Here is a 25,171-nt window from a genome sequence, read left to right on the forward strand (position 1 = left end):
ACCGTGGCTAATGAAACCAATGCAGGATGATCTTGCAAAATTCGATGTCGCTGAGTGCGAATATTCGGCCTATAGGTCGGTCTCAGAACGACCTAGGTCGCAATCGTCACAGTAGACCTGCGACGAAATGGCCAAAACGGTGAAAATGCCACCACGGGCCGCAGGCCCGCACAGCTCAGGGAAATACCCATGTCTGATGAAGAAGACATCGTCCTGTCCGAACTGAATGACGACGAACTCGTCGAACAGATGTTCGATGACCTTTATGACGGCCTGAAGGAAGAGATCGAAGAAGGTGTGAACATCCTGCTCGAGCGCGGATGGCAACCCTATGACATCCTGACCAAAGCGCTGGTTGGCGGCATGACAATTGTCGGCCATGACTTCCGCGACGGCATCCTGTTCGTGCCTGAGGTTCTGCTGGCGGCCAACGCCATGAAAGGCGGTATGGCGATCCTGAAGCCTCTGCTGGCTGAAACTGGTGCTCCGCGCGTTGGTAAGATGGTGATCGGCACCGTCAAGGGCGACATCCATGACATCGGCAAGAACCTTGTTGCGATGATGATGGAAGGCGCCGGGTTCGAAGTTGTCGATATCGGCATCAACAACCCGGTCGAGAACTACCTCGAAGCGCTGGAAAACGAACAGCCCGACATTCTGGGCATGTCCGCTCTGCTGACGACGACGATGCCTTATATGAAGGTCGTAATCGACACGTTGGTCGAACAAGGCCTGCGTGATGAGTACACCGTTCTGGTTGGCGGCGCTCCGCTGAACGAAGAGTTCGGCAAGGCGATCGGCGCTGACGGCTATTGCCGCGACGCAGCCGTGGCGGTGGAAATGGCCAAGGACTTCATGTCGCGCAAGCACAACCAACTGGCCGGCTAAGGCGCGAGATCATATCGTGAGACAGGCCGTCCTTTTTGGGGCGGCCTTTTTTGTCCGAACCTCGGGCACATATATAGCTAAAGACCAGCCAGAGAGATCAGATGACCGACTCACAGATCCCAGACGATGACAGCCTGACCCGTCAGGGCTATGTCGCAGCGCACAGCGCCGAGTCGATTCTTCTGATCGCATGTGGTGCACTGGCCCGCGAGATTCTGGACCTGAAAGAACGGAACGGCTGGGATCACATGGCCCTGACTTGCCTGCCCGCCATTTTGCATGTGCACCCGGAAAAGATCACACAGGCGGTCGAGGATGCGGTTGCCAAGCATCGAGACTCATACGACCGCATCTACGTTGTCTATGCCGATTGCGGAACCGGTGGGTTGCTACAGGCAGCGTGCAAGCGACTGGGGGTCGAGATGATCCAAGGGCCCCATTGCTATTCCTTCTTCGAGGGCAATCTGGCCTTTGCAGCGCATGGCGACGATGAAACCACCGCTTTTTATCTGACAGATTTCCTTGCGCGGCAGTTTGATGCGTTTGTCTGGAAACCGCTGGGTCTGGACCGTCATCCTGAATTGCGAGAGATGTATTTCGGAAATTACACCAAGCTCGTTTATCAGGCGCAAACCGATGATCCCGACTTGACTCGTCGCGCGCAGGAGTGCGCTGATCGGATGGGGCTGGAGTTCGAGCGTCGGCAAACCGGCTATGGCGATTTGGAAACCACGCTTGCTGACTGGGCAGCGCGCAAATCCACCTAAAAGTCAGGCGCTGGCCAATGCCACTTCGCGAATACGTTCTATCATAGCGCGTAACCCGTTTGAACGTTGGGCAGACAAATGATCCTGCAACCCCAGTCGCGCGAGTTCTCCACCGGCATCAACACTGGGCACCTCGGCCACCGGCAAGCCGTTATACAGGCTACGCAGAACCGCAATCAAGCCCCGAACAATCAGGGCATCGCTGTCACCGTCAAAGCGGAATTGACCGCCCTCAATGGTTGGATGCAGCCAGACCTGACTGGCGCAACCATTCACCTTGGTCGCAGGGACTTTGAATGCATCATCCAGAGGCTCCATCGCTTTGCCCTGCTCGATCACATGGCGATAGCGGTCTTCCCAGTCCTCCAGGAACTCGAAATCCTCGACTATCTCTTCGAAGGCTGGCGTTGCCATATCGGGTCCGTCCTTGCGTTACGCATTCACAATTGTGAACTATGCTCAGCGCTACCGACTGTCCAGTCCCCAGCGTGGCTTTTCAAACGATCGAATTTGCGTTAACCCGATGCAGGTAAAGTTGCACAAAGTACTGGGTCCATGCACAAAACTCTGCCTGTTCTGATGATCTTCACAATGGCTCTGTCCGCTTGTAGCAACTGGAGCAACTCAAGCGCGAATCCATCGAACTGGTTTGGCAGCAGCACACCCAGCCCATCCGAAGTATCAGCCGATGACGCCAATGCATTGGTTCCCGAAAATGCCGACAAAAAAGGCCTGTTCGAGCGTCCGGACGCCGAGGATAACAGCGTTCCAATCGCCGTGATCAACGAATTGCGGATCGACCCAACCTCGACGGGCGCAATCATCTATGCGGCTGGCACAGCCATTCGACAGGGTGCGTTCAACGCACAGCTCGCGCGCGTAAGATCTGAAGAACTCAGCAAAAATGGCGTTATGGAGTTCACCTTCCGCGTGGATTACCCGGACTACGCCACTGCGCAGGGCACCGAACGGTCGCGGATGGTTTCAGAGGCCGTCAATGTAAGCCGGAAAGAACTGGAAGGCATTCGTTTAGTTCGGGTCAAGGGCCAGCAGAACGCGTTGGAATCTCGTCGCCGTTAAAGCGAGACAACTTGCACGGCCTGTCCCTTGGCGGCCAAAGCAATCTTGCCTTCGCAAAGCTTCAGCGCGTCCTCGCCAAAAACCTCGAACCGCCAACCGGACATGGCGGGAACTTCTCGTTCGCCTGCAGCGATCTGATCCAATTCCGCGCTGGAGGCGATCAATTTTGCGGCAACGCCTGCGCTTTCGGTCTTTGATTTCAAAAGAACGCGCAGCAAATCTGCAAGTGCCGGGTTGACCTTCAGTTTGTCGCGGCTGTTGTCAATTTTCGGCAATCGGTCTTGCGGGCAACCTACGCCCCGTTTTACCGCCTCCAGAATGCCTTCTGCGATCGCCCCTTTGCGCGCTTCGCGCAGCAACAAGCGCGACCCGCCCAGATCAGAGGGCGTCTTGGGCTTGGTCGAGGCCATCTCGATCAACGCATCGTCTTTGAACACACGGCTTCGTGGCACATTGTTCTCTTGCGCATAGGCCTCACGGAACTGCGCCAGCTCTCGAACCACGGCCAGAAACTTGGCAGAGTTGGTCCGCGTTTTGACCCGCCGCCACGCCTCTTCCGGGCGAATGTCATATGTCTCGGGTCGGGTCAGTATGCGAAGCTCTTCTGCGACCCAGTGATCCCGGCGCGACTTCTTAAGTTCTGCAGCCAGATGCTCATAGATTTTCCGAAGATGGGTTACATCTGCCAGTGCGTATGTTTTCTGCGCATCCGTCAGAGGGCGCCGTGACCAATCGGTGAAGCGAGAAGTTTTATCGACCCCTTCCTTGCAAATCTTCCGGACCAGAGTCTCATAGCCAACCTGTTCACCAAAACCGCAGACCATCGCAGCGACCTGAGTATCAAACAACGGAGTCGGAAAGACGCCCGCGTCGACCCAAAAAATTTCAAGATCCTGCCGCGCGGCGTGGAAAACCTTGACCACGCTTTCGTCGCTGAACAGCTGGTACAAAGGCTCCAGCGACATGCCGTCAGCCAATGGATCAACCAGAACGGCGCTGTCTTCATCTTCCGATGGCACCGCAAGCTGCACCAGACAGAGTTTCGAATAATAGGTCCGTTCGCGCAGAAATTCGGTATCTACAGTGACATAAGGATATTGTGCAGCAGCCGAGCAGAATGCGGCCAGCTCTTGCGTCGTCGTCAGGGTTTTCATGCGCGGTGCTGTTCTTGCTTTTGGTTATTGTGACTGCCCGTGCCGTCCTCGTCCCGAGCGATATGCGACCATAAGACGAATAACCTTTGCGTGTAAATCACCCCGCCGCGTTAGGGCAGAAGAACTGGGTCTTTGTTGCCCATACAATAACGGCGAAGCACGGCAGGGTAGAGTTTGTGCTCCCAGGTCAACACGCGGGCGGCGAGCTCCTCAGGCGTGTCCCCTACCCGTACACCCACGCGCGCCTGACCCAGAATCGGTCCGTCATCCAACGCGGCAGTAACTTCGTGAACGGTGCAGCCATGTTCGGCGTCGCCTGCTTCAATGGCGCGGGCATGGGTGTTCAAACCCTTGTACTTAGGCAAAAGCGATGGGTGGATGTTCAGCATCCGGCCCTGGAAACGCGATACAAATTCACCCGTCAATACACGCATGAAACCGGCCAGACAGACAACATCCGGCTGGGCTGCCATAAGCGGTTTAAGCAGTTCTGCCTCAAACGCAGCGCGATCTTTGCCAAAGGGCTTGTGGTCGACGGCTGCGGTCGGAATTCCGCGCTGTGCAGCTTTCTTCAGCCCTCCGGCATTTGCATCGTTCGACAATACCAGACATGGCCGACCGGGATGATCGCCATTCATGCTGTCGACCAGCGACAGCATGTTCGATCCGCCCCCAGAGATCAGGATCGCGACGCGCTTGTGGCTCACAGCAATTTGCCTGAATAGGCCACACCCGGCGCTGCGGTGACCGTTCCGATGCGCGCAACGGATTCGCCTGCCTCTGCAAGCAGTGTTGTAAGATCATCTGCCTGATCTGCAGCGCAGACAACAATCATGCCGATGCCGCAGTTGAAGGTCTTCAACATCTCGGACTCGGCGATGCCACCGGTCTCGGCCATCCATTTGAACACAGGCGGCAAGTCCCAAGCACTCAAATCAATCTCGGCCCCGAGCCCTTCGGGCAATACGCGCGGCAGATTTTCGGTGAGGCCGCCGCCGGTTATATGGGCAAGCGCGCGAACGCCGCCAGCCCGGATCGCCTGCAGCGCTGGTTTCACATACAGCCGCGTGGGGGTCAGTAGAGCCTCACCCAAGGTTCCGCCACCGAAAGGCGACTCTTCCTCCCAGCCCAAGCCCGAGATCTCGACCAGCTTGCGCACCAGCGAATAGCCGTTGGAATGCACCCCGTTCGAAGCCAGCCCCAGCAGGACATCACCCTGTTCAACGCCCTCGGGCAATGCGGTCCCGCGTTCCATGGCGCCAACCGAGAAACCGGCCAGATCGAAATCGCCGTCAGGGTACATACCCGGCATCTCGGCGGTTTCACCACCAATCAGGGCGCAGCCAGATTGGACACACCCCTCGGCAATTCCTTCGATAATCCGCGCGGCAGTATCGGTGTCCAGCTTACCGGTGGCAAAATAATCCAGGAAAAACAGCGGCTCAGCACCTTGGCAGATCAGATCGTTGACGCACATCGCCACCAGATCGATTCCCACGCCATCGACAACGCCGGTATCAATTGCGATCCGCAGCTTGGTGCCCACACCATCGGTTGCGCCCACCAGAACCGGGTCTTGATAGCCAGCCGCTTTCAGGTCGAACAGAGCGCCAAATCCGCCTAGCCCACTCATCACGCCCGAACGGTTGGTGCGCTTGGCCGCAGGCTTGATCCGATCGACCAGAGCGTTGCCTGCATCGATATCCACACCTGCGTCTGCGTAGGTGATTCCGTTCTTGCCCGCTGTCATGGCCAATCCCTCATGAGTGCTTTGCGCGCGGGTTATTCGATTGTGGGCCATGTTGCAACGGTCAGGCTTGACGCGGGCTGCCATCGTGATACCCAAGGCGGCACGGTGGGCCTGTAGCTCAATTGGTTAGAGCAGAGCGCTCATAACGCTTTGGTTGGGGGTTCGAGTCCCTCCGGGCCTACCAATTCACCGTCCAATCACGATATCCGCGCATAATCCGCCCAGCCTTTCGCTGCTGCCCAGTCGCAGAATACCACCATGTACGCGGGCGATATCGGCAACAATCGCAAGGCCCAAACCCACGCCGGTGCCCTGATTCTGGTTTCGCGCCGGATCAAGTCGCGTGAAGGGTTTGACGGCCTCGGTGCGTTGTTCGATCGGGATACCGGGGCCGTCATCTTCAACCCGAATGCGTAGTGACTTTGGCGTCATCGAAAGGCTGACCTCGGCGCGTGAACCATAGCGATTCGCGTTTCCAATCAGATTCTCTACTGCCCTGCGCATGGCCGATGGGCGCAGCATTGCCGTTCCACGCCCCTCGACCGAGATTAGTTCAACGTGCTGGCCCGCGCGCTGTGCATCGTCAACGATTTGGCTCAGCCAGTTTTCGGGTTCAATCTCTTCGGGTGCGCTCTCTGCAGCGCCACGCGAGAAGTCCAAGAATGCATCCAGCAGCGATTGCATCTCGTCCACGTCTTGCAACAACGGTGCGGCCTCGTCCTCGGGCAACATAGCTAATCCAAGTTTCAGACGCGTCAGAGGTGTGCGCAGATCGTGGCTGACCCCCGACAACATGAGCGTGCGCTGCTCAATCTGCCGCTCGATTCGGGCGCGCATGTCAACGAAGGCATTGCCCGCAGCGCGTACCTCAATTGCACCACCGGGTGAATAAGGCACGACCCGCCCGCGACCAAAGGCCTGCGCCGCGTCCGCAAGGCGCGTGATCGGGCGCAACTGATTGCGCATGTAGAGAAACGAGATCGTTGTCATCAGAGCCGCAAAGAACACCATCGTCACAATCAGCTGATGCGGTGCAGTCGGCGACAGGCGTCGGCGATCAAACTCTAGCTCAAGCATGCCCAGATTGGTTGCCAGAAAAAGACTCACTTCCTGTCCATTTGGCAGAGCCACATACTGGGTTTCAGGCAACAAGCTGCGCATTTCCGCATCCACCTGCGGGGCAATGAAATCGTACCATCGACGCGGACTGTTTTTCGGCTCTTCATTCGGCGGCAGAAAGCGGGCGGTCATGTTCAAGACCGACAAGTCCTGCCGCGCAGCTGCCAATGCCTGCTGCTGGGTTTCCGCACCCTCCATCACGTCCAGCACCAGTGTCACCTCGCGCGCCGCCGTGCGGGTCATCTGGGCGGTCACTTCTTCAAGATGTTTTTGCAAAAAGGCAATCGCCACCACCAAAAGCACGACAATGACCGGCAGTACCAGAATGAGTGCGGCACGCGCATATAGGCTACGCGGCATATAGGGTTTGAGCCATTGGGTCGACATGCGCTAAACCTAGCGGGCTGCCCGGGCAAGAGGAAGAGGTCAGAATGCAAGCCCCCGACGATTTCAACCCTCTCCCTGGACAGGTTGCCGTGCTCACCCCGGGACTTAGGCGCATTCTTGCGCCCAATCCCTCGCCAATGACTTATCGTGGTACGAATACCTACCTTCTGGGCGATGAGGACATTGCTGTCATCGACCCTGGGCCATTGAGTGATACCCATATGCAAGCCATAGTTGATGCGCTGGAACCCGGGCAGCGGATCAGCCACATATTTGTTACGCACACCCATCTGGATCACTCGCCTTTGGCCGCCCCGCTCGCATCCCGCACCGGCGCTCCGGTTCTGGCTTTTGGTGGTCCGCAAGCTGGACGCAGCGAAGTCATGACCGAGTTGGCCCAGAACGGGCTTGCCGGAGGTGGTGAGGGAATCGATGCCGATTTCCGCCCTGATATCGAGCTTGAAGACGGTGAACGCGTCGCGGCAGAAGGCTGGCAACTCGAAGTGATCCACACACCCGGCCATCTGGGCAACCATATCGCGTTGGCCTGGGGGGATGTCTGCTTTACGGCTGATCACGTCATGGGCTGGGCCAGCTCTCTGGTCTCGCCCCCGGACGGAGACTTGACGGATTTCATGGCAGCCTGTCGCCGCCTGCGTGCGCGCGAGTGGTCGGTTTTTCATCCGGGCCATGGTGCCCCTATCACGAATCCTGCCAAGCGCCTGGATTGGCTGATAGACCACCGATTGCAGCGGGAATCACAGATACTCGACGCCCTGGAAAATGGCCCAGAAACGGCCCAACAGCTTGCCCAGCGAATCTATATCGAAACCCCCGCCGCGCTGCTTCCCGCGGCCGAGCGTAATGTCTTCGCCCATCTGGTTGATCTGACCGGCAGATCCCGTGTAGCGCCCTTGGGGGATCTGTCAGTTGCGTCTCGTTTCAAGCGCATCGCGTGAATCGGAAAAAATTGACGGCCCGTGCGCTTCCCCTCTGGACGCCGAAAATACGGGTTGTTATACGCCCCTCAGTTCCGGCGTAGCTCAGCGGTAGAGCAGTTGACTGTTAATCAATTGGTCGTAGGTTCGATCCCTACCGCCGGAGCCAAATCACACCAAATTCTTCATAATTAGCTACGTGAGCCACGGCGAAGTTTTTTCGCAGAAAAAACTCCACTACCCCACTGGACGCCGCAATTTGAGGTTGCTATACGGCGCGGACCGTTCCGGCGTAGCTCAGCGGTAGAGCAGTTGACTGTTAATCAATTGGTCGTAGGTTCGATCCCTACCGCCGGAGCCATTCTTCCCAGACTGGCACTTATCCCATCAGCGCATCACTGAAATCCGAGCGCAACGTGCGTTTCAGGACCTTTCCGGTCGCGTTAAGGGGCAAGGCATCAACGAACACGACCTTGTCGGGTACCTGCCATTTTGCGATTTTGCCGTCGAAGAATGCCAACAAATCCTGCTCGGTCGGTTCTTCGCCCTCGGCCTTCACTGCTACCAAAAGCGGGCGTTCGTCCCATTTCGGATGCGGCACGCCCACAACGGCAGCCGTCGCTAGTTGAGGGTGTGCGACCGCGATATTCTCCAACTCGACAGAGCTGATCCATTCACCCCCCGATTTGATGATGTCCTTCGATCGGTCGCGGATGGTCATGTACCCATCCGGGTCCAGTGTGGCAACGTCGCCAGTCGCGAACCAGCCATCCTGCAACAAGGCCTCATCCTGCATGTGGAAGTAGCTGTCCAGCACCCAATGGCCGCGCACCATCAGATCGCCCTGCGTTTCACCGTCATGGGGAAGATCTCTGCCATCATCATCGACGATTTTTAGTTCAACCCCAAAGGGCGGGCGGCCTTGGTTTTCGCGCAGCTTGTGCTGTGCCTCCATGGGCATGTCCAGATGTTTGGCCATCGGATAGTTCGTCGTGCCCAGCGGGCTCATTTCGCTCATGCCCCAGGCGTGGACGGTATCGACGCCATAAGTTTCGCGGAACGTTTCAATCATTGAGGGCGGGCATGCCGCACCACCGATTACAGTACGATTGAGGCTTTTCAACTTGGTCCCGCATGTCGCGGCATGGGCCAGCAGACCTTGCCAAATGGTCGGTACGCCCATCGCCAGCGTGACACCATATGTGTCGATCAGATTGACCAATGCCTCGCCATGCAATCCCGGCCCCGGCATCACCATTCGCGAACCAGACATAGCGCTGGCATAGGGCGAGCCCCAAGCGTTGACGTGGAACATTGGCACCACCGGCATCACCACATCCATGGCGGAATAGCCGATTACGTCGCGCGTGTTCGACGCGAAGCTATGCAGAACTGTAGAGCGGTGGGAATAGAGAACGCCTTTGGGGTTCCCAGTGGTACCCGAAGTATAACAGAGGCTGGAGGCAGTGTTTTCATCAAAGCTGGGCCACGCGTAGTCTGTATCACCGGTTTCAATCATCTCGTCATAAAAAACCAACCCCGGCACCTGAGACAGCGCAGCCTCGTCCCGCGCACCCATCAGCACATAGTACTGCACCTCAGTCAGATGCTCTTGCAGCGCGGCGACCAAAGGCAGGAAGGTCGCATCGAAAAACAGGACCCGGTCCTGCGCGTGGTTGATGATATAGGTTAGTTGTTCGGGAAACAGACGCGGGTTGATCGTGTGGCAGACAAAGCCCGCGCCGGACACCGCATAGTAGATCTCAAGGTGGCGGCGGTTATTCCAGGCCAGCGTGCCCACGCGATCCTGCGGTTGCAGCCCCAGCTTTTCCAACGCCGAAGCCATCCGTCGGGCGTTCTGCGCGATCCCGGACCAATTGGTCTCGGTAACGGTTCCGTCCGTCTCGACCGAGATAATCTCGGTCTGCCCGTGATAACGTTCAGCATGTTCAATAAGCGACGAAATCAGCAAAGGCTGCGTCATCATCTGTCCCAGCATGGACATTCCTCCCATCGTCAGCGCTTGGCCGCGCCGTTATGTCTTGGCAACAACCCTGCCAAGAATTCAATTGTCTGACAATAAGAGAGTGCGGCAGGGTGCCGCGTCAACCGCGATGTCGCAAGGCGTATCCAACCAGCGCCGAGGTCGAGCCATCTTTGCCTTCGGCGCTGACCTCACCGTCCACGATCGGCCCAAGTGACGTTGCCAATTCCTTGCCCAGCTCAACACCCCACTGATCGAACGAGTTGATTCCAAGCAGCACGCCTTCGACAAACACACGGTGTTCATAAAGCGCAATGATTTGACCCAGCACAAACGGGGTAAGCTGCGGATAGATCAGCGTGGTTGACGGGCGGTCGCCCGAAAACACACGATGGCGTGCCTGACGCTCCAACTCGTCGCCTGTCAGGCCCTTTTCGGCCATGCGTGCGCGTGCAACATCCAGCGACCGACCCCGCATTAGCGCTTCGGACTGGGCCAAGCAATTAGCCAATAGAAGGCGATGATGATGGGCCAGTTCCGGCTCATGCCCGTTTGCTGCAACCATGAATTCGCAAGGAATCACATCGGTGCCCTGATGGATCAACTGATAAAACGCATGCTGCCCATTTGTGCCGGGTTCGCCCCAGACAACCGGACCTGAAGGTATGGTCAGCGCGCTGCCATCCATCGCGACGGATTTACCGTTCGATTCCATCTCAAGCTGTTGGAAATAGGCAGGCAGGCGCAGCAGACGCTGATCATATGGCAGAACTGCGCGGCTGGCATGCCCAAGCACCTGACGATGCCAGACCCCCACAAGCGCCAGCATAGCTGGCAGGTTTTCTGCCCATTCGGCGGATTGAAAGTGCAGATCCATCGCCTGACCGCCCCGTAGAAACGCGTCAAACGCGTTCGAGCCAACGGCGATCATTACCGGCAGTCCGACCGGCCCCCAGACCGAGTACCGCCCGCCGACCCAATCCGCGAAGCCAAACACCCGCGACTCGGGAATCCCGAAGGCCTGAGTTTTGTCAACAGCGCTGGAGACCGCTGCGAATTGCCGCGCCGGATCACCACCACCATCGACCATCCAAGCCCGCGCCGTGCGTGCATTGGTCATCGTCTCGATGGTCGTAAAGGTCTTCGAAGCGACAATCACCAGAGTCCGTGTCGGATCAAGCGGGCGCAGCGTATCCGCAATATGCGCACCATCCACGTTTGAGACATAATGCAGCCTTGGCCCGTCATGATAAGGTGCCAAGGCATGCGTCGCCATCACCGGCCCAAGGTCCGAGCCGCCGATGCCAATATTGACCACATCCGTAAAGCCGCCCCCTGCCCCTTTGATCGCCCCGCCACGCACTTCTTCTGCAAAGACGCGCATTCGCTGCAAAGTGCCCAGTACGTCCGGCATTACATCCTGACCATCGACCTCGACCGGGCCTCCGTCGAGATTGCGTAGCGCGGTATGCAATACAGCCCGGCCTTCGGTTTCGTTGATCTTTTCTCCGGAGAACATCGCGGCCCGACGCTCTGCCAATTCGACTTGATCGCAAAGCTGGATCAGTGCCGCGCGGATATCTTCGTCGATTTGTGTCTTCGAATAGTCAAACAGCAGATCTCCGGCCGAAGCAGAGAAACCCTGCGCCCGGTTTGGATCGGCGTCAAACAGATCGAGTATCCGACGGCCCATCTGTGTGGCTGCGAGTGAGTTCAATTGATCCAGCTGCATCGTGATTACTCCGCCCAATGTACGGTCATGCCGCTGAGCACGGCCGCGATCGGAGCTTCCTCGGGTGGCAGTGACATGGCACGATCCAGGGCGTTCCGTTTAGTTTCTCCGAATATGACGAGATGCTTGGACAGAGCGCCGTCCAGAACCGGACCCGTCAGCGTGATACGCGCTTCGGGCTGCACGTCGGTCCGCGCTACCGCCAGTGTCGGGGCGTTGTTGTTCAGAGCAGCAGACAAGCCCTGCATCCCCGGAAAGAGCGAGGCGGTATGCATGTCCTCACCCATACCTAGCACCAGAACCGATAGCGGCAGATGCGGGTTAATCAGGCTTTCGATCTCGGGCAAAACCGCCTCAGGCTCATGTTCCGCAACATAGAGCGGCATGTATTGTGCAATGGATGCGCGACTGGTCAGCAACCGTTCCCGGATCAACCTCTCGTTCGAACGCTCGTGATCACCCGGCACGCATCTTTCATCGGTCGGCAGTATGTGCACACGATCCCATTCCAGATCAGCAGCGCACAATCCATCAAAGATCGGCCCCGGTGTGGTTCCGCCCGGAACGGCCAACGAGACAGTATCATGATGCAGCAATGAAGCCTCAAGGTCTCCGGCCAATGCATTCGCGACATCAATCGCCAGCATGTCGCGATCGGCGTATTCTTTGATATTCATGGATTTATTCCTTGCCAGCGGCGGTGGTCTCGTTTCATCAGCAGCTCGGCGTCGCCCGGGCCGGTGCTGCCGTTTTCATAGGGTTTGGGAACATCACCGCGTGCCTCCCAGCCCGCGATAATCGGATCGGTCCAGGCCCATGCGGCTTCTACTTCATCGCCGCGCATGAACAGGGTTTGGTTGCCGCGAATGACATCCATCACCAGCCGCTCATAAGCGTCGGGTGGATCCTGGTTTTCAGGCCCAAGCGCTTCGGCAAAGCTCATGTCCAGCGGAACGTCAACCAGACGCATGCCTCCCTGCCCCGGCTCTTTAATTGTCACTTTCAAAGTGATGCCTTCATTGGGTTGCAACCGGATCGACAGGGCATTCGCATGACGCCCGGCCTCTTCGCCAAAAATCGAATGCGGAGCATCCTTGAACATCACATTGATGACCGAGGACCGCGCCACCAGCTCTTTGCCCGTGCGCAGATAGAACGGTGTGCCCGCCCAACGCCAATTGCTGATATGCGCGCGCAATGCGATGTAGCTTTCCGTCGTCGACCTTTGATTGCCGACAACTTCACGATACCCCCGGCCATCGGCACCGCCTGCAAACTGACCTCGTACGATATGGTGCGGCTCAACCGAATCCAACGCGCGTATGACCTTGAGTTTCTCATCGCGCACCGCGTCCGGATCAAATTTTGCGGGTGGTTCCATCGCGATCAGACACAAAAGCTGCATCAGATGGTTCTGCATCATGTCGCGCATGGCGCCGGCGCGCTCGTAATACTCTTCACGACCGTCAATGCCGACGGTCTCGGCCACAGTGATCTGAATGTGATCGACATACTGGCTGTTCCAAAGCGGTTCGAACAGCATGTTGCCGAACCGAACGGCCATCAGATTCTGAACGGTTTCCTTACCCAGATAATGATCGATCCGATAGATTTGCCCTTCGTCAAAATGCGCCGCCAGTGTCGCATTCAACGCGCGTGCACTTTCCAGATCGTGCCCAAAAGGCTTTTCGACGACGATACGGGTTTGCGGGGTGGCGAGATTGTGCGTCCTGATTTGTTCTGCCAGCGGGCCAAACAAACGGGGGCCTACCGAGAAATAGAAGGCCCTGATACGATCCGCATTCAGCATTTCGGCCAACTGGGCCCAACCATCTTCGGACAAAGCGTCAAGCGGGACATACTCCACGCGCTGAAGAAAACCGTTCACAGCCTCCTGATCTTTTGCCCGCTTCGGTGCGTGCTGGCGCAACGATTCGGCCACCATCTCGCGAAAGCCATCAACGGTCAGAGCGCCCCGCGCTGCGCCGATGATCCGGGTGGCCTCGGGCCACTGCCCGGCGCAGTAACGCCGAAACAGGGCCGGAACGATCTTGCGCTGTGCCAGATCGCCGGTTCCGCCGAATATGACCAGATCAAATGGGTCAACAGGTATGACACGAGAAACCATGGCTTTTCCTTACCTTGCCGCTTGGGGCATGTCCAATGTTAGCGCAACCAATCAGCAACTTTCTTCCCACATCAAAACTCTGTCAGCGAGGGGTAGATACTCTTAACTAAACCGGCACAAACGGTTAAGTCGGTTTGGCACAAGCACAGAACCGGATGCCGGAATGAAAGACAACGCCCTACAGGCTGCGAATATCGGGAAGTTTCAGAACAGTTTAGTGACAGCAGACGGGCAAACGCGCGCGTCCGTCGCGCTGACTCATCCCGAAACCCTTTGGTTCAACACCGGAACGCTGTGCAACATCGAGTGCGTAAACTGCTATATCGCCAGCAGCCCAACCAACGATGCTCTGGTTTACATCACCGCCGACGAAGTCCGCGACTATCTGGATCAGATCGAACAGCGCCAATGGCCGGTCCGCGAGATAGGCTTTACAGGTGGTGAGCCCTTCATGAACCCCGAGATGATCGAGATGACGCGCGTCGCGCTAGAGCGCGGGTACGAAGTTTTGATCCTGACCAATGCAATGCGGCCGATGATGCGCCGCAAAATGCGCGAGGGTTTGCTGGAATTACAGCACGACTACGCAGAAAAACTGACGTTGCGTGTCTCCGTCGACCACTACTGCCCCGATCTGCATGACGAAGAACGCGGCAAAGGCAGTTTTGCCAAAACTCTGACGGGGATGGAGTGGTTGCGGGATAACGGCTTTAGGATGGCCATTGCCGGGCGCACAGTCTGGGGAGATAGCGACGCAGAAAGCCGCGCGGGGTATGCAGCATTCTTTGCCAAGCACGGCTTTGACATTGATGCGCAAAATCCGGGCCAAACAGTTTTGTTTCCCGAGATGGACGAAACAGTTGAAGTTCCTGAAATTACAGCCGCTTGCTGGGGCATCCTGGACAAATCCCCCGATGCGGTGATGTGCGCCAGCTCGCGTATGGTCGTCAAACGCAAAGGCGCCGAGCGCCCGGTAGTGCTGGCCTGTACGCTGCTGCCTTATTCACCGGAGTTTGAATTGGGCGAAACCCTTGAAGAGGCCGAGGCCGACGTGCATCTGAGCCACCCGCACTGCGCCAAATTCTGTGTATTGGGCGGCGCGAGTTGTTCGGCCTGAGGGCTAGTTCACCCGAAACTCACCCACCATGTTGCGCCATTCCCCAGGCGCGATCAATTTACGGTGCGTGAACCTGACCGAGTGCAGCGGACCTTCAATCTCTTTCTGCCAGAATTCTACGAATTCGAACAGCTTCGGATGGTCCGGAGCAAGGTCGTAATCCTGCCAAATAAACGTGTTCAGTACGTGAATATAGTCGGGCATGTGGTAGAAAAATTCCGCAGTGGTCAGCCCGTACCCCTTAAGCATGAGTTCAGTTTCACTTTGCGCCATGCAGACCTCCAATCTTGTTACAAGGTCTACTCAGAGTAACACGGAACTGTCCTAATACTTAGATAACAATATGTTACTCAGGTGTTACCGACCTAATTTGGCCGGGGAACGGTTGCTTGCTTGCACCTTATATGCCGGGTCTGATAAAGTGTATCCACAAGATATAGATCAAGAACAAGACACGGGCAGCCTACGTGAGCGATACGCCAGAAATCCCTGAAAACATGGACGAAACCCCGCCCGAGCGCCCCGTTTATGACGGCCCGACGGTATCCATCGAATCCGAAATGCGCACGTCCTATCTGGACTATGCGATGTCGGTCATTGTCAGCCGTGCGATCCCCGATCTGCGCGATGGGCTGAAACCGGTGCATCGGCGTATTCTCTACGCGATGCATGAGACCGGGAACACTCATGACAAGTCCTATCGCAAGTCGGCCCGTCCGGTTGGCGACGTGATGGGTAAGTACCACCCGCATGGTGATAGTGCGATCTATGACGCGCTGGTGCGGATGGCGCAGGATTTCTCGATGTCGCTACCGCTGCTTGATGGTCAGGGCAACTTTGGCTCAATGGACGGCGATAACCCAGCGGCGATGCGTTACACCGAAGTACGGATGGACAAGCCCGCCGCGTCCCTATTGGCCGATATCGAAAAAGAGACCGTCGATTTTCAGGACAACTATGACGGCAAAGACAAAGAGCCGACCGTCCTGCCCGCCCGTTTCCCGAACATGTTGGTCAATGGTGCCGGTGGTATCGCTGTGGGTATGGCAACCAACATCCCACCGCATAACTTAGGCGAAGTGGTCGACGCTACGCTGGCGCTGATCGACGACCCGGATCTGACATCCGAACAACTGATCGAATATGTGCCCGGCCCCGACTTCCCGACTGGCGGTGTGATGCTGGGCCGCTCAGGTGCGCGCAAAGCCTACCTTGAAGGCCGCGGCAGCGTTATCATCCGCGCCAAGACCCGCGTAGAAGAGCTGCGCAAGGATCGGTACGCCATCGTTGTCGACGAGATCCCCTATCAGGTGAACAAAGCCTCGATGATCGAAAAGATCGCCGAAGCCGTGCGTGAAAAACGCATCGAAGGCGTCAGCCACGTACAGGACGAATCCGACCGCAATGGTGTGCGTGTCGTGGTCGAACTGAAACGCGATGCAACGCCCGAAGTGGTGCTGAACCAGCTCTACCGCTTCTCGCCGATGCAGACCTCATTTGGTTGCAACATGCTGGCGTTGAACGGCGGTCGGCCTGAACAGCTGACCCTGCGCCGCTTCCTAACCTCGTTCATCGACTTCCGCGAAGATGTTGTTGCCCGCCGCACAGCCTATGACTTGCGCAAGGCGCGTGAGCGCAGTCACATCCTGTGTGGTCTGGCCGTGGCCGTTTCGAATGTTGACGAAGTGGTTGCCACGATCCGCTCGTCGGCAGACGCTGCTGAAGCGCGCGAGAAACTAATGACCCGCCGCTGGCCTGCATCCGAGATCGAAGGCTATCTGCGCCTGATCGACGATCCGCTGTCCAAGATGAATGACGACGGCACCTATAACCTGACCGAGGTACAGGCCCGCGCCATTCTCGAGCTGCGGCTGCAGCGTCTGACCCAACTGGGTGTCAAGGAAGTCACGGACGAACTGGAAGAACTGGCCGACAAGATCAAGGAATACTTGGATATTCTGTCTTCGCGTGAGCGCATCATGGGCATCATCGCCGATGAGCTACGCAGCGTGCGCGAGCAGTTCGCCGTCGACCGCCGCACCGAGATCGTTGACTGGTCCGGTGATATGGAAGACGAAGACCTGATCGAACGCGAAGATATGGTCGTGACTGTCACCTCAGGCGGCTACATCAAACGCACCCCGCTGGCCGATTTCCGGGCGCAAAAGCGTGGCGGCAAAGGCCTGTCGGGTATGCAGACCAAGGAAGAGGATGTTGTCACCAATCTCTTCGTGGCGAACACGCATACGCAACTGCTGTTCTTCACCACCGAAGGCATGGTGTACAAGCTCAAGACCTGGCGTCTGCCGCAATCCAGCCGGACCGGTAAGGGCAAGGCGATCGTCAACATCCTGCCGATCCCGACCGGTGTCTCGATCGCGGCGATCATGCCCGTGGATGTGCCGGATGAAGAGTGGGAGAACCTGCAAATCGTCTTCGCCACCAGCGCGGGTGACGTGCGTCGCAATCGTCTGTCAGATTTCACGAACGTCCGCCGCAATGGCAAGATCGCGATGAAACTGCCCGAGGATGTGGAACTGGTAAACGCCCGCATCTGTTCAGAAGATGAAGACGTGATGCTGGTCACCAATTCGGGCCGTGCGATCCGATTCCGCACCACTGATGTACGTGTCTTCAACTCACGCGAATCTACCGGTGTGCGCGGCATCAGGCTGAGCAATGGCGACCGTGTCGTCTCGATGTCCGTAATTCGCCATTTCGAGGCCGACCCGGACGAGCGCGCCGCCTACCTCAAGATGCGCCGCGCAGTCGCGGGCATTGCGGATGACGGCGAAATGGACGAGGACGAAGCCGCGCCTGGCAGTATCACGCAGGAACGCTATGCCGAGATGTCGGCAGCCGAGAACCTGATCTTGACCATCACGTCGGGCGGTGCGGGCAAGCTGAGCTCCAGTCATGATTACCCGGTCCGCGGTCGCGGCGGCATGGGTGTGGCGGCGATGGACAAAGCCATGCGCGGCGGCGAGCTGGTTGCCTCCTTCCCCGTAGAAATCGACGATCAGATCATGCTGGCTACCTCGAAAGGCCAATCAATCCGGGTGCCGGTCGAGGGCATCTCGTTCCGCTCCCGCAGCGCGGGTGGTGTGCGGGTATTCAACACCGGTAAAGGCGAAGAAGTCGTTAGTGTGGCCTGGATCGCCGACCAGGGTGACGAAGAAGCCGAGGAATAACAAAGCACTACAGAAGTGTAACAAAACGCTCGTATTGCGGGCGTTTTTGTTACTCAGGGTCACGTTCCTGCCAACGGCACGAGGGTGGGCTTGCCCCAGCAGACCCGGCGCGCCTAGCATTTCGATATGTGGTCATTCGCCCATATCCGACCTGCCTATAGCCGTGCTGAGCGAATAAGTGACGGTGTTGTTCATGTGCTGGGTGTTTCTTCGGCGGTGATCGCAGCGCCTATGCTGATCATCATGACAGTCTTCTATCGGTCAGACCCGGCGGCGGTTTTGGGCGCCTCGATCTATGGAATAACTCTGGTTTTGATGCTGACGTTCTCGGCGCTCTACAACATGATCGAGCATGATGAGTGGGCAGAGTTTCTGCGCCGCCTTGATCACTCGGGTATCTACGTGAAGATCGCAGGAACTTATACGCCGTTCCTGCTGCTCTCGGCTTCGCAACCTCCGGGGCTTTTGCTGGGGCTGTGGTCTTCTGCGACGCTGGGCTCTGTTCTGAAGATGATCGACCCGAACCGCTTCCGCTGGTTCGGGCTGGCGCTGTATCTTCTGATGGGATGGGCCGCGGTTTGGGCCGGACAATCCATGTTGGCCGAACTTTCACCCCTTACCCTTACTTTGATGATCGCCGGAGGCCTCATCTATACCGCAGGCGTGGTATTCTACCTTCTGGACTGGCTGCCCTACCACAACACCATCTGGCACGTATTTGTATTGGCAGGAAGCGGCCTTTTCTTCGCCGCTGTTGCCTTGCGTATCGAAATGGTACCGTCAGGGCCAGTGTAACGCCGGAGCGCCACGAACACGCCTCAAAGCCCGTACAACGCCCTGAACTTCTGCTCCAGATAAGCCAACAGCGGCTCCGGCCCTGGTTCCACCCCACTGGCGCGCTGAATGATTTCGCGGGGCGCGTACAGGCCGCCATGCTGCTGCACATGCTCTCGAAGCCAACCGGTCGCCCCGGAAGTATCACCAGCTGCCAACTGCCCCTCAAGTCCGGGAATTGCCGCGCGCAGTGTTTGATACAGGCATCCCGCATAGACATTACCCAGCGAATAGGTCGGGAAATAGCCAAACAGGCCAACCGACCAGTGTACGTCCTGCAAGCATCCATTCGAGGGCTTGTCGACCGCATAACCAAAATCTGCTTTGAAGCGGTTGTTCCAGGCGGCTTCAAGGTCGCCGACCTGCAAGTCACCGGCCATCAGTGCGCGTTCCAAATCAAACCGCAGCATGATGTGCAGATTGTACTGCACCTCATCCGCCTCGGTCCGGATATAGCCGTTGTGGACGCGGTTGACGGTGGCATAGAACGCATCTGCATCGGCGATGCCAAAATCACCGAACGCCTCTTTCATCTGGTCAAACAGCCATCCGGTAAAGGCGCGCGAGCGGCCCAGCTGGTTTTCGTAAATCCGGCTTTGGCTTTCATGCACACCCATCGACACACCACGTCCCAGCGGGGTCAGCAGGTAATCGCGGTCGATGCCCTGCTCATAGGCGGCGTGTCCAACCTCGTGAATGGTCGAGTAAAAGCAGTTGAACGGATCGGTCTCGCTGGTGCGGGTGGTGATCCGAACGTCCAGCCCACTGCCCGAGCTGAACGGATGCACCGCTTTGTCGACGCGGCCATTGTTGAGGTCATAGCCGAATGTCGTGGCCAGTTTCTGCGTCAGGCGCATCTGGGTCAGTTCGTCAAAGCTGCCGGTCAGCGCGACAGGTTCCGGGCGATCCAGAACGGCGGCGCGAAGAGCCACCAGACGTGGGCGCATTTCGTCAAAGATCGCAGCGATCTGAGTGCCGGTTGTGTAGGGCTCGTAATCCTCGACCATCGCGTCATAAACGTCGCCACCCTGTGCCAGCGCTTCACCTTCTTGCCGTTTCAGCGAGACAACTTCTTCCAGCACCGGCAGGAAGGCTGAGACATCTTCGTCCGCTCGCGCCTGGGCCCATGTGCCCTGCGCGGCGGATGTCACGCGGGCAATCGCCGTCGCCAGATCGGCGGGCACCTTCACCGCGCGGTCATAGGCGCGGCGTATCTCACGCAGTTGTGCCTTGCCGATCTCATCTTGCGGTGCGGCCTGCTCCAACCATTCGGCAACGCGAGGGTCAGAGCGGCGAGCATGCAATACAGCCTCGATCGCTGCCATTTCCTCGGCCCGTTGCGGCGCGGCACCGCGCGGCATCACCGTTTCCTGGTCCCAGCCGAGCCTACCGGCAATCTGGCCCAGGGCCGAGGTTTCGCGCTGAAAGGACATCAGGTCATTGTATGCTGTCATGGGATCATGCTCCGCGCACAGATGTTGCGATAGGGTAAGCTGTCAGGAAGCGGGCGCGCAGGATCAGTGTCCAGACGACCACGGCCATGAACTGGTGGAAAATGGCAATCTGCCAAGGTGCCGCATAGACGACTGTGATGATGCCCACGACCACTTGCAGTGACAAAGCCGCGAACATGGCGTTGAAGGCAAAGCGGGTCTGTGGGTGCGCGCTGCTGCCACCGCGCCGCCAGACTATGATGGCGAAAATAAACAGCAGATAGCCGACGCAACGGTGGATAAACTGCACCAGACCGGGACTTTCAAAGAAGTTACGCCACATCGGTTCCAGCATGGCCGCATCGGGCGGCAGCAACTGACCGCCAATCAGGGGCCAGTCAGTGTAGGACCTCCCCGCGTCGATCCCGGCCACCAGCGCACCGATGAGGATTTGCAGGAAGGTGAAGTGCAGCAGTCCGGTCGATATCGAGAAAAGCTTAGCCTCTTTCGCGCGGCGGGCCTGCATCAGGTCACGTTCGTCACGGCCAAGTTCTAAGATGTACCAGGCAAGAAAGCCGAGGATCACGAAGGCCAAGCCAAGATGCGTTGCCAGACGATAGCTGGCAACGGCGGTCATGCCTTCACCCTGTGTGACGCCCGAGGCGACCATCCACCAGCCTACAGCACCCTGAACACCGCCAAGCAGGCCGGGGATCAGCAGCTTACCAGCCCATCCTGTCGGAATTTTGCGAGCCACAAGGAAACCGATAAATCCAACGGCCCAAACCAATCCTATCACGCGGCCCAACTGGCGATGGCCCCATTCCCACCAATAGATGGTTTTGAAATCATCCAGCTCCATCCATTGGTTCTGAATGCGCCACTGGTCAATCTGCTTGTATTTATCGAATTCGGCTTGCCAGTCGGCGGCGTTCATCGGTGGGATCGCACCCGTAATAGGTCGCCATTCGGTGATCGATAGTCCACTGTCGGTCAGCCGCGTGAGCCCGCCCACGGCAATCATGATCACGACCAGCGCGAACAGGATCATCAGCCAAACCCGGATCGCGGCCCGCGCACCGCCACGCCCCCGGTCGATCAAACCGGGTTGGACGGCCTGTTGTTTTTCGCTGTCCGAGACCTCTTCGAAGATGCTGCGCTTACCGCTCATGCTGTCCTCATGTCCTGATTTCGTCGCAAGCTATGGTTTGGCGGAAGATAGGTCCAGCCTCAGCTTTTGTCTTTCCAGCGGACCATCTGCCGCATGATCCCGTGAAGCATCTGTACATCGGCCCGTGTCATCCGCATCCGCGACCACAGATTGCGCAGGTTCACCTTCATTCCTTCGGCTTTTTCCGGCGGATAAAAGAACCCGGCCTGTTCCAGACGGTCCTCATAATGCTCGACCAACTTTTCAACCTCGATCCCGGTCGCCCAATCGCCCTTGCCCAGATCTGTTGCCTCATGCACGACATCCCCGGTCTGGCGCATCCATTCATAGGCGGTCAGCAGAACGCACTGCCCGAGGTTCAACGACGCATATTCCGGATTCACTGGCACCGAGATAATCGCATTGGCCTTGGCGATATCCTCATTCTCAAGCCCTGCCCGTTCCGGGCCAAACAGAACAGCGACCTTTTCGCCCGCCGCCACTTTCTGCGATGCAAGCTGCATTGCGCGCTCCGGGCTATAGACAGGCTTGGTCAACCCACGTTGCCGCGCTGTGGTGGCGAAGACAAAGGTGGTGTCCTCCAGCGCGCCCGCCAGATCGTCAAATAACTGCGCCTCATCCAAAAGCCGCCCGGCCCCGCTGGACATCGCCACCGCCTTGGGGTTGGGCCAGCCGTCGCGCGGTGCCACGATCCGCATCCGATCCAGCCCAAAGTTCCACATCGCCCGCGCGGCAGCACCGATGTTCTCACCCATCTGAGGGCGCACCAGAACAAAAGACGGCTGTGATGTATCGCTGGGCATGGCTAACTCCGAAAAACTCCGCTTGCTCTAATGGCCGCATGGGTCGAGGGCAAGTCGGCCCGGCGTCTTCTGTTCGCAAAAGGGTACGTAGCCGGCATAAAAGTTTGCTTCCCCCGCGCAATCCGCTAAACCGCGCCAAAGATGACAAACCCGAAGGACGCGCCATGGACACCCCCGAGCAGCCGCAGATTTACCTGATCACGCCTCCGACCATCGCGCTGAGTACATTCCCTGATCAATTGGGTCACGTATTGGACGGGGCTGAAATTGCATGTATCCGCCTCGCCTTGGCTGGAAGCGACGAAGATACCATCGCGCGCGCCGCCGATGCTTGCCGCGAAGTTGCGCATGCGCGCGATGTAGCCATCGTGATTTCCAACCATGTATTGCTGGCGCAGCGGTTGGGTCTGGACGGGGTGCATCTGGATGACGGCGCGCGGTCTGTCAGGGCAGCCCGTAAGGAGCTGGGCGCGGATGCGATTGTCGGCAGTTTTTGCGGGTCTTCCAGCCATGACGGGATGACTGCTGGTGAAAGTGGCGCGGATTACGTGGCCTTTGGCCCGGTTGGTTCCGCCACGCTGGGCGATGGTACTCAGGCCGAAAAGGACCTGTTCCAATGGTGGTCCGAAATGATCGAGGTTCCCGTCGTGGCCGAGGGCGGCCTGACGTCCGATCTGATCCGAGACCTCACCCCCTGCACCGATTTCTTCGGCATCGGAGAGGAAATCTGGTCGCAAGATAACCCGTTGGAGGCGCTGAACTCTCTGATTGCCGCAATGCGCTGAGGGATGCGAGCGTTAACCCTTGCACCCGCGTCGGGGCTGCGGCATGACACAAGGCATGAACAAGAACAGCGAAATTTTGTGCATCGGCTCGGTCCTTTGGGACGTGATCGGACGCTCGGCCAGCGCCATGCGACAGGGCTCGGATGTACCCGGCCGCATTACTCGCCTGCCGGGTGGCGTCGCCATGAACATCGCCATGACGCTGGTGCGGTTCGGAATGACCCCGACTTTGCTGACCGCAATTGGCCGCGACGCTGAAGGGGATGAACTGGTCCGGTCCTGCGCGCGTTTAGGGATGGTCACCGATCACATCTATCGCTCGCAAGACCTGCCCACCGACCGTTACATGGCGGTCGAAGGGGCCAACGGGCTGATCGCCGCCATTGCCGATGCGCATTCGCTTGAAGCTGCCGGGGCCAAAATCCTGCGTCCCTTGATGCATGGTCCGCTGGGTTATGAAAATACACCATTCGAAGGGCCCATCGCGCTGGACGGTAACCTCACGCTGACCTTGCTTGAAGAGATCGCCCAAAGCCCCGCCTTTGCCAAAGCCGACCTGCGCGTCGCCCCGGCCTCGCCCGGCAAGGCAGAACGGCTGCTGCCCTTCCTCAAACACGCCCGTGCAACGCTCTATGTGAATCTCGAAGAGGCCGGACTGCTTTGCCAACGCGAGTTCACCGATTCCGAGAGCGCCGCCAAAGGCCTGCTGGACCGTGGCGCGTTGCGGGTTCTTGTGACCGATGGCGGCAACTCGGCCACCGTCGGGGATGCTGATGCTGTCTTGACCCAAACACCCCCGTCCGTTCTGGTCACCCGCGTGACCGGCGCGGGCGACACTTTCATGGCCGCCCATATCGCCGCCGAGGCGAATGGTGCCGACAGCGACGCGGCACTCAGCCGCGCGCTGCGCGCCGCTGCAACCTATGTTTCCGGAGAAACCCCACTGTGATCACCATTCACTATTCCGCAGAGGTCCGCGCCGCCAAGGATGCGGGCCAACCAATCGTGGCATTGGAAAGCACCATCATCACCCATGGCATGCCCTACCCCCAGAACATCGAGGTCGCGGCACAGGTTGAACAAGACATCCGCGATGCGGGCGCCGTTCCAGCAACGATTGCCGTTATTGACGGAGTTTTGCACGTCGGCCTCGAAGCCGACCAGCTGAGCGCACTGGGTCAAGCGCAAGGCGTCGCCAAACTGTCACGCGCTGACATGGCCGCCTGCCTCGCCACAGGCGGCACCGGGGCCACCACCGTCGCCGCAACAATGATCGCCGCACATTATGCAGGCATCGAGGTCTTCGCCACCGGAGGCATCGGTGGGGTGCATCAGGGGGCCGAAACCTCCTTCGACATCTCCGCTGACCTGCACGAGCTCGCGCAGACCCCGGTGACTGTGGTCGCGGCCGGGGCCAAAGCCATCCTCGACCTCGCCAAAACGCTTGAAGTTTTGGAAACGCTCGGCGTCCCCGTCATCGCCCACAGACAGGACGAGTTCCCGGCCTTCTGGTCCGCAAAATCACCCTTGGCAGCCCCGCTGCGCATGGATGATGCCGCTGACATAGCAAAAGCCCACGCAACACGGCGTGCGTTGGGGCTGCCGGGTGGTCAGTTGGTCGCTAACCCGATCCCGCAAGCCGACCAGATCCCGTCCGAGGAACTGGCCCCGATCATCGCGTCCGCACAGGCCGATGCAGAAACTCACCGGATCACTGGCAAAGGCGTCACACCTTATCTGCTACAGCGTATCTATGAACAGACCGAAGGCCGTTCGCTTACCGCCAACATCGCATTGGTACGCAACAACGCCCGACTGGCAGCGGTCATCGCGCGTGCGCTGACGGAATCAGCCCACTGACCCCAGCTATTGCACCAAGCGCCCGGACTGCTTACCTAATTCCGCAAACC

At 58.3% G+C, this 25,171-nt stretch carries 23 protein-coding genes and 3 tRNA genes; 13 read left to right on the top strand and 13 right to left on the bottom strand.

Annotation, left to right across the window (positions count from 1 at the left end; all coding sequences use genetic code 11):
• Nucleotides 1-189 precede the first annotated feature (189 nt).
• Both ACR0KC_RS03140 and ACR0KC_RS03145 read left to right on the top strand, forming a co-directional pair.
• Nucleotides 190-888: a corrinoid protein gene (locus ACR0KC_RS03140; RefSeq protein WP_170392964.1), complete on the top strand. Its 699-nt coding sequence runs from the start codon at nucleotides 190-192 to the stop codon at nucleotides 886-888.
• 101 nt (nucleotides 889-989) lie between these two features.
• On the top strand, nucleotides 990-1,655 hold the full coding sequence (locus ACR0KC_RS03145) for a DUF1638 domain-containing protein (RefSeq protein ID WP_170392963.1): 666 nt from the start codon (nucleotides 990-992) through the stop codon (nucleotides 1,653-1,655).
• 3 nt (nucleotides 1,656-1,658) lie between these two features.
• Here ACR0KC_RS03145 and ACR0KC_RS03150 read toward each other — a convergent pair whose 3' ends face one another.
• Nucleotides 1,659-2,069, bottom strand: a complete 411-nt coding sequence (locus ACR0KC_RS03150) for a SufE family protein (protein ID WP_170392962.1) — start codon at nucleotides 2,067-2,069, stop codon at nucleotides 1,659-1,661.
• Between the two features lie 141 nt (nucleotides 2,070-2,210).
• Between ACR0KC_RS03150 and ACR0KC_RS03155 the strand changes: the two genes are divergently transcribed.
• Nucleotides 2,211-2,735: a hypothetical protein gene (locus tag ACR0KC_RS03155; protein WP_170392961.1), complete on the top strand. Its 525-nt coding sequence runs from the start codon at nucleotides 2,211-2,213 to the stop codon at nucleotides 2,733-2,735.
• Here the strand turns inward: ACR0KC_RS03155 and rnd are convergent.
• The 3 genes from rnd to purM all read right to left on the bottom strand — a co-directional run bounded on the left by rnd (nucleotide 2,732) and on the right by purM (nucleotide 5,639).
• Nucleotides 2,732-3,889, bottom strand: a complete 1,158-nt coding sequence (gene rnd / locus ACR0KC_RS03160) for a ribonuclease D (protein ID WP_170406001.1) — start codon at nucleotides 3,887-3,889, stop codon at nucleotides 2,732-2,734. The two genes, ACR0KC_RS03155 and rnd, sit on opposite strands and share 4 nt — an antisense overlap.
• Nucleotides 3,890-3,999: 110 nt before the next feature.
• Nucleotides 4,000-4,596 carry a phosphoribosylglycinamide formyltransferase gene (gene purN / locus ACR0KC_RS03165; RefSeq protein ID WP_170817811.1) on the bottom strand — a complete coding sequence of 199 codons (597 nt, stop codon included), beginning with the start codon at nucleotides 4,594-4,596 and terminating at the stop codon, nucleotides 4,000-4,002.
• The gene (purM, locus tag ACR0KC_RS03170) at nucleotides 4,593-5,639 is read right to left on the bottom strand and encodes a phosphoribosylformylglycinamidine cyclo-ligase (protein ID WP_480705730.1); all 1,047 of its coding nucleotides are present in this window, start codon (nucleotides 5,637-5,639) and stop codon (nucleotides 4,593-4,595) included. The genes purN and purM overlap by 4 nt, the downstream gene beginning before the upstream one ends.
• A gap of 107 nt (nucleotides 5,640-5,746) precedes the next feature.
• Between purM and ACR0KC_RS03175 the strand changes: the two genes are divergently transcribed.
• A tRNA-Ile gene (locus ACR0KC_RS03175) sits at nucleotides 5,747-5,823 on the top strand.
• A gap of 2 nt (nucleotides 5,824-5,825) precedes the next feature.
• Here ACR0KC_RS03175 and ACR0KC_RS03180 read toward each other — a convergent pair.
• On the bottom strand, nucleotides 5,826-7,145 hold the full coding sequence (locus tag ACR0KC_RS03180) for an ATP-binding protein (RefSeq protein WP_170421844.1): 1,320 nt from the start codon (nucleotides 7,143-7,145) through the stop codon (nucleotides 5,826-5,828).
• A gap of 44 nt (nucleotides 7,146-7,189) precedes the next feature.
• Between ACR0KC_RS03180 and ACR0KC_RS03185 the strand changes: the two genes are divergently transcribed.
• The 3 genes from ACR0KC_RS03185 (at nucleotide 7,190) to ACR0KC_RS03195 (ending at nucleotide 8,444) form a co-directional block, all read left to right on the top strand.
• Nucleotides 7,190-8,104 carry an MBL fold metallo-hydrolase gene (locus ACR0KC_RS03185; protein ID WP_170421846.1) on the top strand — a complete coding sequence of 305 codons (915 nt, stop codon included), beginning with the start codon at nucleotides 7,190-7,192 and terminating at the stop codon, nucleotides 8,102-8,104.
• A gap of 73 nt (nucleotides 8,105-8,177) precedes the next feature.
• Nucleotides 8,178-8,252: transfer RNA gene (locus ACR0KC_RS03190), tRNA-Asn, on the top strand.
• 117 nt (nucleotides 8,253-8,369) lie between these two features.
• A tRNA-Asn gene (locus tag ACR0KC_RS03195) sits at nucleotides 8,370-8,444 on the top strand.
• 18 nt (nucleotides 8,445-8,462) lie between these two features.
• Here ACR0KC_RS03195 and ACR0KC_RS03200 read toward each other — a convergent pair.
• From ACR0KC_RS03200 to zwf, 4 genes are all read right to left on the bottom strand, one after another.
• A complete protein-coding gene (locus ACR0KC_RS03200; RefSeq protein WP_480704937.1) occupies nucleotides 8,463-10,082 on the bottom strand; it encodes a long-chain-fatty-acid--CoA ligase in 1,620 nt (539 codons plus the stop codon).
• A gap of 106 nt (nucleotides 10,083-10,188) precedes the next feature.
• Nucleotides 10,189-11,799 carry a glucose-6-phosphate isomerase gene (gene pgi, locus ACR0KC_RS03205; RefSeq protein ID WP_480704939.1) on the bottom strand — a complete coding sequence of 537 codons (1,611 nt, stop codon included), beginning with the start codon at nucleotides 11,797-11,799 and terminating at the stop codon, nucleotides 10,189-10,191.
• Between the two features lie 5 nt (nucleotides 11,800-11,804).
• Entirely contained in the window at nucleotides 11,805-12,476 is a 672-nt protein-coding gene (pgl, locus tag ACR0KC_RS03210) for a 6-phosphogluconolactonase (RefSeq protein WP_480704941.1), read from the bottom strand.
• Nucleotides 12,473-13,927 (bottom strand): glucose-6-phosphate dehydrogenase, encoded by a 1,455-nt coding sequence (gene zwf / locus ACR0KC_RS03215; protein WP_170817818.1) that lies wholly within the window; start codon nucleotides 13,925-13,927, stop codon nucleotides 12,473-12,475. Before zwf ends, pgl begins: the two co-directional genes overlap by 4 nt.
• A 163-nt stretch (nucleotides 13,928-14,090) precedes the next feature.
• Between zwf and ACR0KC_RS03220 the strand changes: the two genes are divergently transcribed.
• Nucleotides 14,091-15,044, top strand: coding sequence for a radical SAM protein (locus ACR0KC_RS03220; protein ID WP_480771473.1), 954 nt, complete (start codon nucleotides 14,091-14,093; stop codon nucleotides 15,042-15,044).
• Nucleotides 15,045-15,047: 3 nt separating this feature from the next.
• Here ACR0KC_RS03220 and ACR0KC_RS03225 read toward each other — a convergent pair whose 3' ends face one another.
• The gene (locus ACR0KC_RS03225; RefSeq protein WP_480771474.1) at nucleotides 15,048-15,317 is read right to left on the bottom strand and encodes an usg protein; all 270 of its coding nucleotides are present in this window, start codon (nucleotides 15,315-15,317) and stop codon (nucleotides 15,048-15,050) included.
• A 194-nt stretch (nucleotides 15,318-15,511) separates the two neighbouring features.
• Between ACR0KC_RS03225 and gyrA the strand changes: the two genes are divergently transcribed.
• Nucleotides 15,512-18,235: a DNA gyrase subunit A gene (gene gyrA, locus ACR0KC_RS03230; RefSeq protein WP_170509667.1), complete on the top strand. Its 2,724-nt coding sequence runs from the start codon at nucleotides 15,512-15,514 to the stop codon at nucleotides 18,233-18,235.
• 126 nt (nucleotides 18,236-18,361) lie between these two features.
• Nucleotides 18,362-19,030: a PAQR family membrane homeostasis protein TrhA gene (trhA, locus tag ACR0KC_RS03235; protein ID WP_170406032.1), complete on the top strand. Its 669-nt coding sequence runs from the start codon at nucleotides 18,362-18,364 to the stop codon at nucleotides 19,028-19,030.
• 23 nt (nucleotides 19,031-19,053) lie between these two features.
• Here trhA and ACR0KC_RS03240 read toward each other — a convergent pair whose 3' ends face one another.
• Genes ACR0KC_RS03240 through ACR0KC_RS03250 form a run of 3 tightly spaced genes read right to left on the bottom strand, consistent with a single transcriptional unit; the run spans nucleotide 19,054 to nucleotide 22,476 of the window.
• A complete protein-coding gene (locus ACR0KC_RS03240) occupies nucleotides 19,054-20,523 on the bottom strand; it encodes a carboxypeptidase M32 (RefSeq protein ID WP_480704946.1) in 1,470 nt (489 codons plus the stop codon).
• 4 nt (nucleotides 20,524-20,527) lie between these two features.
• The gene (gene ctaA, locus ACR0KC_RS03245; protein ID WP_480771475.1) at nucleotides 20,528-21,673 is read right to left on the bottom strand and encodes a heme A synthase; all 1,146 of its coding nucleotides are present in this window, start codon (nucleotides 21,671-21,673) and stop codon (nucleotides 20,528-20,530) included.
• A 59-nt stretch (nucleotides 21,674-21,732) separates the two neighbouring features.
• Nucleotides 21,733-22,476 carry an RNA methyltransferase gene (locus ACR0KC_RS03250; RefSeq protein ID WP_170396917.1) on the bottom strand — a complete coding sequence of 248 codons (744 nt, stop codon included), beginning with the start codon at nucleotides 22,474-22,476 and terminating at the stop codon, nucleotides 21,733-21,735.
• Nucleotides 22,477-22,640: 164 nt separating this feature from the next.
• Here ACR0KC_RS03250 and ACR0KC_RS03255 point away from each other — a divergent pair, with 164 nt between their 5' ends.
• From ACR0KC_RS03255 to ACR0KC_RS03265, 3 genes are read left to right on the top strand one after another with little or no spacing between them, the layout of a single operon-like run.
• Nucleotides 22,641-23,261, top strand: a complete 621-nt coding sequence (locus ACR0KC_RS03255; protein WP_170396915.1) for a thiamine phosphate synthase — start codon at nucleotides 22,641-22,643, stop codon at nucleotides 23,259-23,261.
• Between the two features lie 55 nt (nucleotides 23,262-23,316).
• Entirely contained in the window at nucleotides 23,317-24,210 is an 894-nt protein-coding gene (locus ACR0KC_RS03260) for a PfkB family carbohydrate kinase (protein WP_170509655.1), read from the top strand.
• Nucleotides 24,207-25,121, top strand: coding sequence for a pseudouridine-5'-phosphate glycosidase (locus ACR0KC_RS03265; protein ID WP_480585179.1), 915 nt, complete (start codon nucleotides 24,207-24,209; stop codon nucleotides 25,119-25,121). The genes ACR0KC_RS03260 and ACR0KC_RS03265 overlap by 4 nt, the downstream gene beginning before the upstream one ends.
• The last annotated feature ends 50 nt before the right edge of the window (nucleotides 25,122-25,171 follow it).

Source organism: Ruegeria sp. CF3 (assembly GCF_056537365.1).

Excerpts from the sequence above, each read along its gene's own strand:
- ACR0KC_RS03140 (WP_170392964.1), top strand. The coding sequence starts at position 190 with ATGTCTGATGAAGAAGACATCGTCCTGTCCGAACTGAATGACGACGAA.
- ACR0KC_RS03145 (WP_170392963.1), top strand. The coding sequence starts at position 990 with ATGACCGACTCACAGATCCCAGACGATGACAGCCTGACCCGTCAGGGC.
- ACR0KC_RS03150 (WP_170392962.1), bottom strand. The coding sequence starts at position 2,069 with ATGGCAACGCCAGCCTTCGAAGAGATAGTCGAGGATTTCGAGTTCCTG.
- ACR0KC_RS03155 (WP_170392961.1), top strand. The coding sequence starts at position 2,211 with ATGCACAAAACTCTGCCTGTTCTGATGATCTTCACAATGGCTCTGTCC.
- rnd (WP_170406001.1), bottom strand. The coding sequence starts at position 3,889 with ATGAAAACCCTGACGACGACGCAAGAGCTGGCCGCATTCTGCTCGGCT.
- purM (WP_480705730.1), bottom strand. The coding sequence starts at position 5,639 with ATGACAGCGGGCAAGAACGGAATCACCTACGCAGACGCAGGTGTGGAT.
- ACR0KC_RS03180 (WP_170421844.1), bottom strand. The coding sequence starts at position 7,145 with ATGTCGACCCAATGGCTCAAACCCTATATGCCGCGTAGCCTATATGCG.
- ACR0KC_RS03185 (WP_170421846.1), top strand. The coding sequence starts at position 7,190 with ATGCAAGCCCCCGACGATTTCAACCCTCTCCCTGGACAGGTTGCCGTG.
- ACR0KC_RS03200 (WP_480704937.1), bottom strand. The coding sequence starts at position 10,082 with ATGCTGGGACAGATGATGACGCAGCCTTTGCTGATTTCGTCGCTTATT.
- pgi (WP_480704939.1), bottom strand. The coding sequence starts at position 11,799 with ATGCAGCTGGATCAATTGAACTCACTCGCAGCCACACAGATGGGCCGT.
- pgl (WP_480704941.1), bottom strand. The coding sequence starts at position 12,476 with ATGAATATCAAAGAATACGCCGATCGCGACATGCTGGCGATTGATGTC.
- zwf (WP_170817818.1), bottom strand. The coding sequence starts at position 13,927 with ATGGTTTCTCGTGTCATACCTGTTGACCCATTTGATCTGGTCATATTC.
- ACR0KC_RS03220 (WP_480771473.1), top strand. The coding sequence starts at position 14,091 with ATGAAAGACAACGCCCTACAGGCTGCGAATATCGGGAAGTTTCAGAAC.
- ACR0KC_RS03225 (WP_480771474.1), bottom strand. The coding sequence starts at position 15,317 with ATGGCGCAAAGTGAAACTGAACTCATGCTTAAGGGGTACGGGCTGACC.
- trhA (WP_170406032.1), top strand. The coding sequence starts at position 18,362 with ATGTGGTCATTCGCCCATATCCGACCTGCCTATAGCCGTGCTGAGCGA.
- ACR0KC_RS03240 (WP_480704946.1), bottom strand. The coding sequence starts at position 20,523 with ATGACAGCATACAATGACCTGATGTCCTTTCAGCGCGAAACCTCGGCC.
- ctaA (WP_480771475.1), bottom strand. The coding sequence starts at position 21,673 with ATGAGCGGTAAGCGCAGCATCTTCGAAGAGGTCTCGGACAGCGAAAAA.
- ACR0KC_RS03250 (WP_170396917.1), bottom strand. The coding sequence starts at position 22,476 with ATGCCCAGCGATACATCACAGCCGTCTTTTGTTCTGGTGCGCCCTCAG.
- ACR0KC_RS03255 (WP_170396915.1), top strand. The coding sequence starts at position 22,641 with ATGGACACCCCCGAGCAGCCGCAGATTTACCTGATCACGCCTCCGACC.
- ACR0KC_RS03260 (WP_170509655.1), top strand. The coding sequence starts at position 23,317 with ATGAACAAGAACAGCGAAATTTTGTGCATCGGCTCGGTCCTTTGGGAC.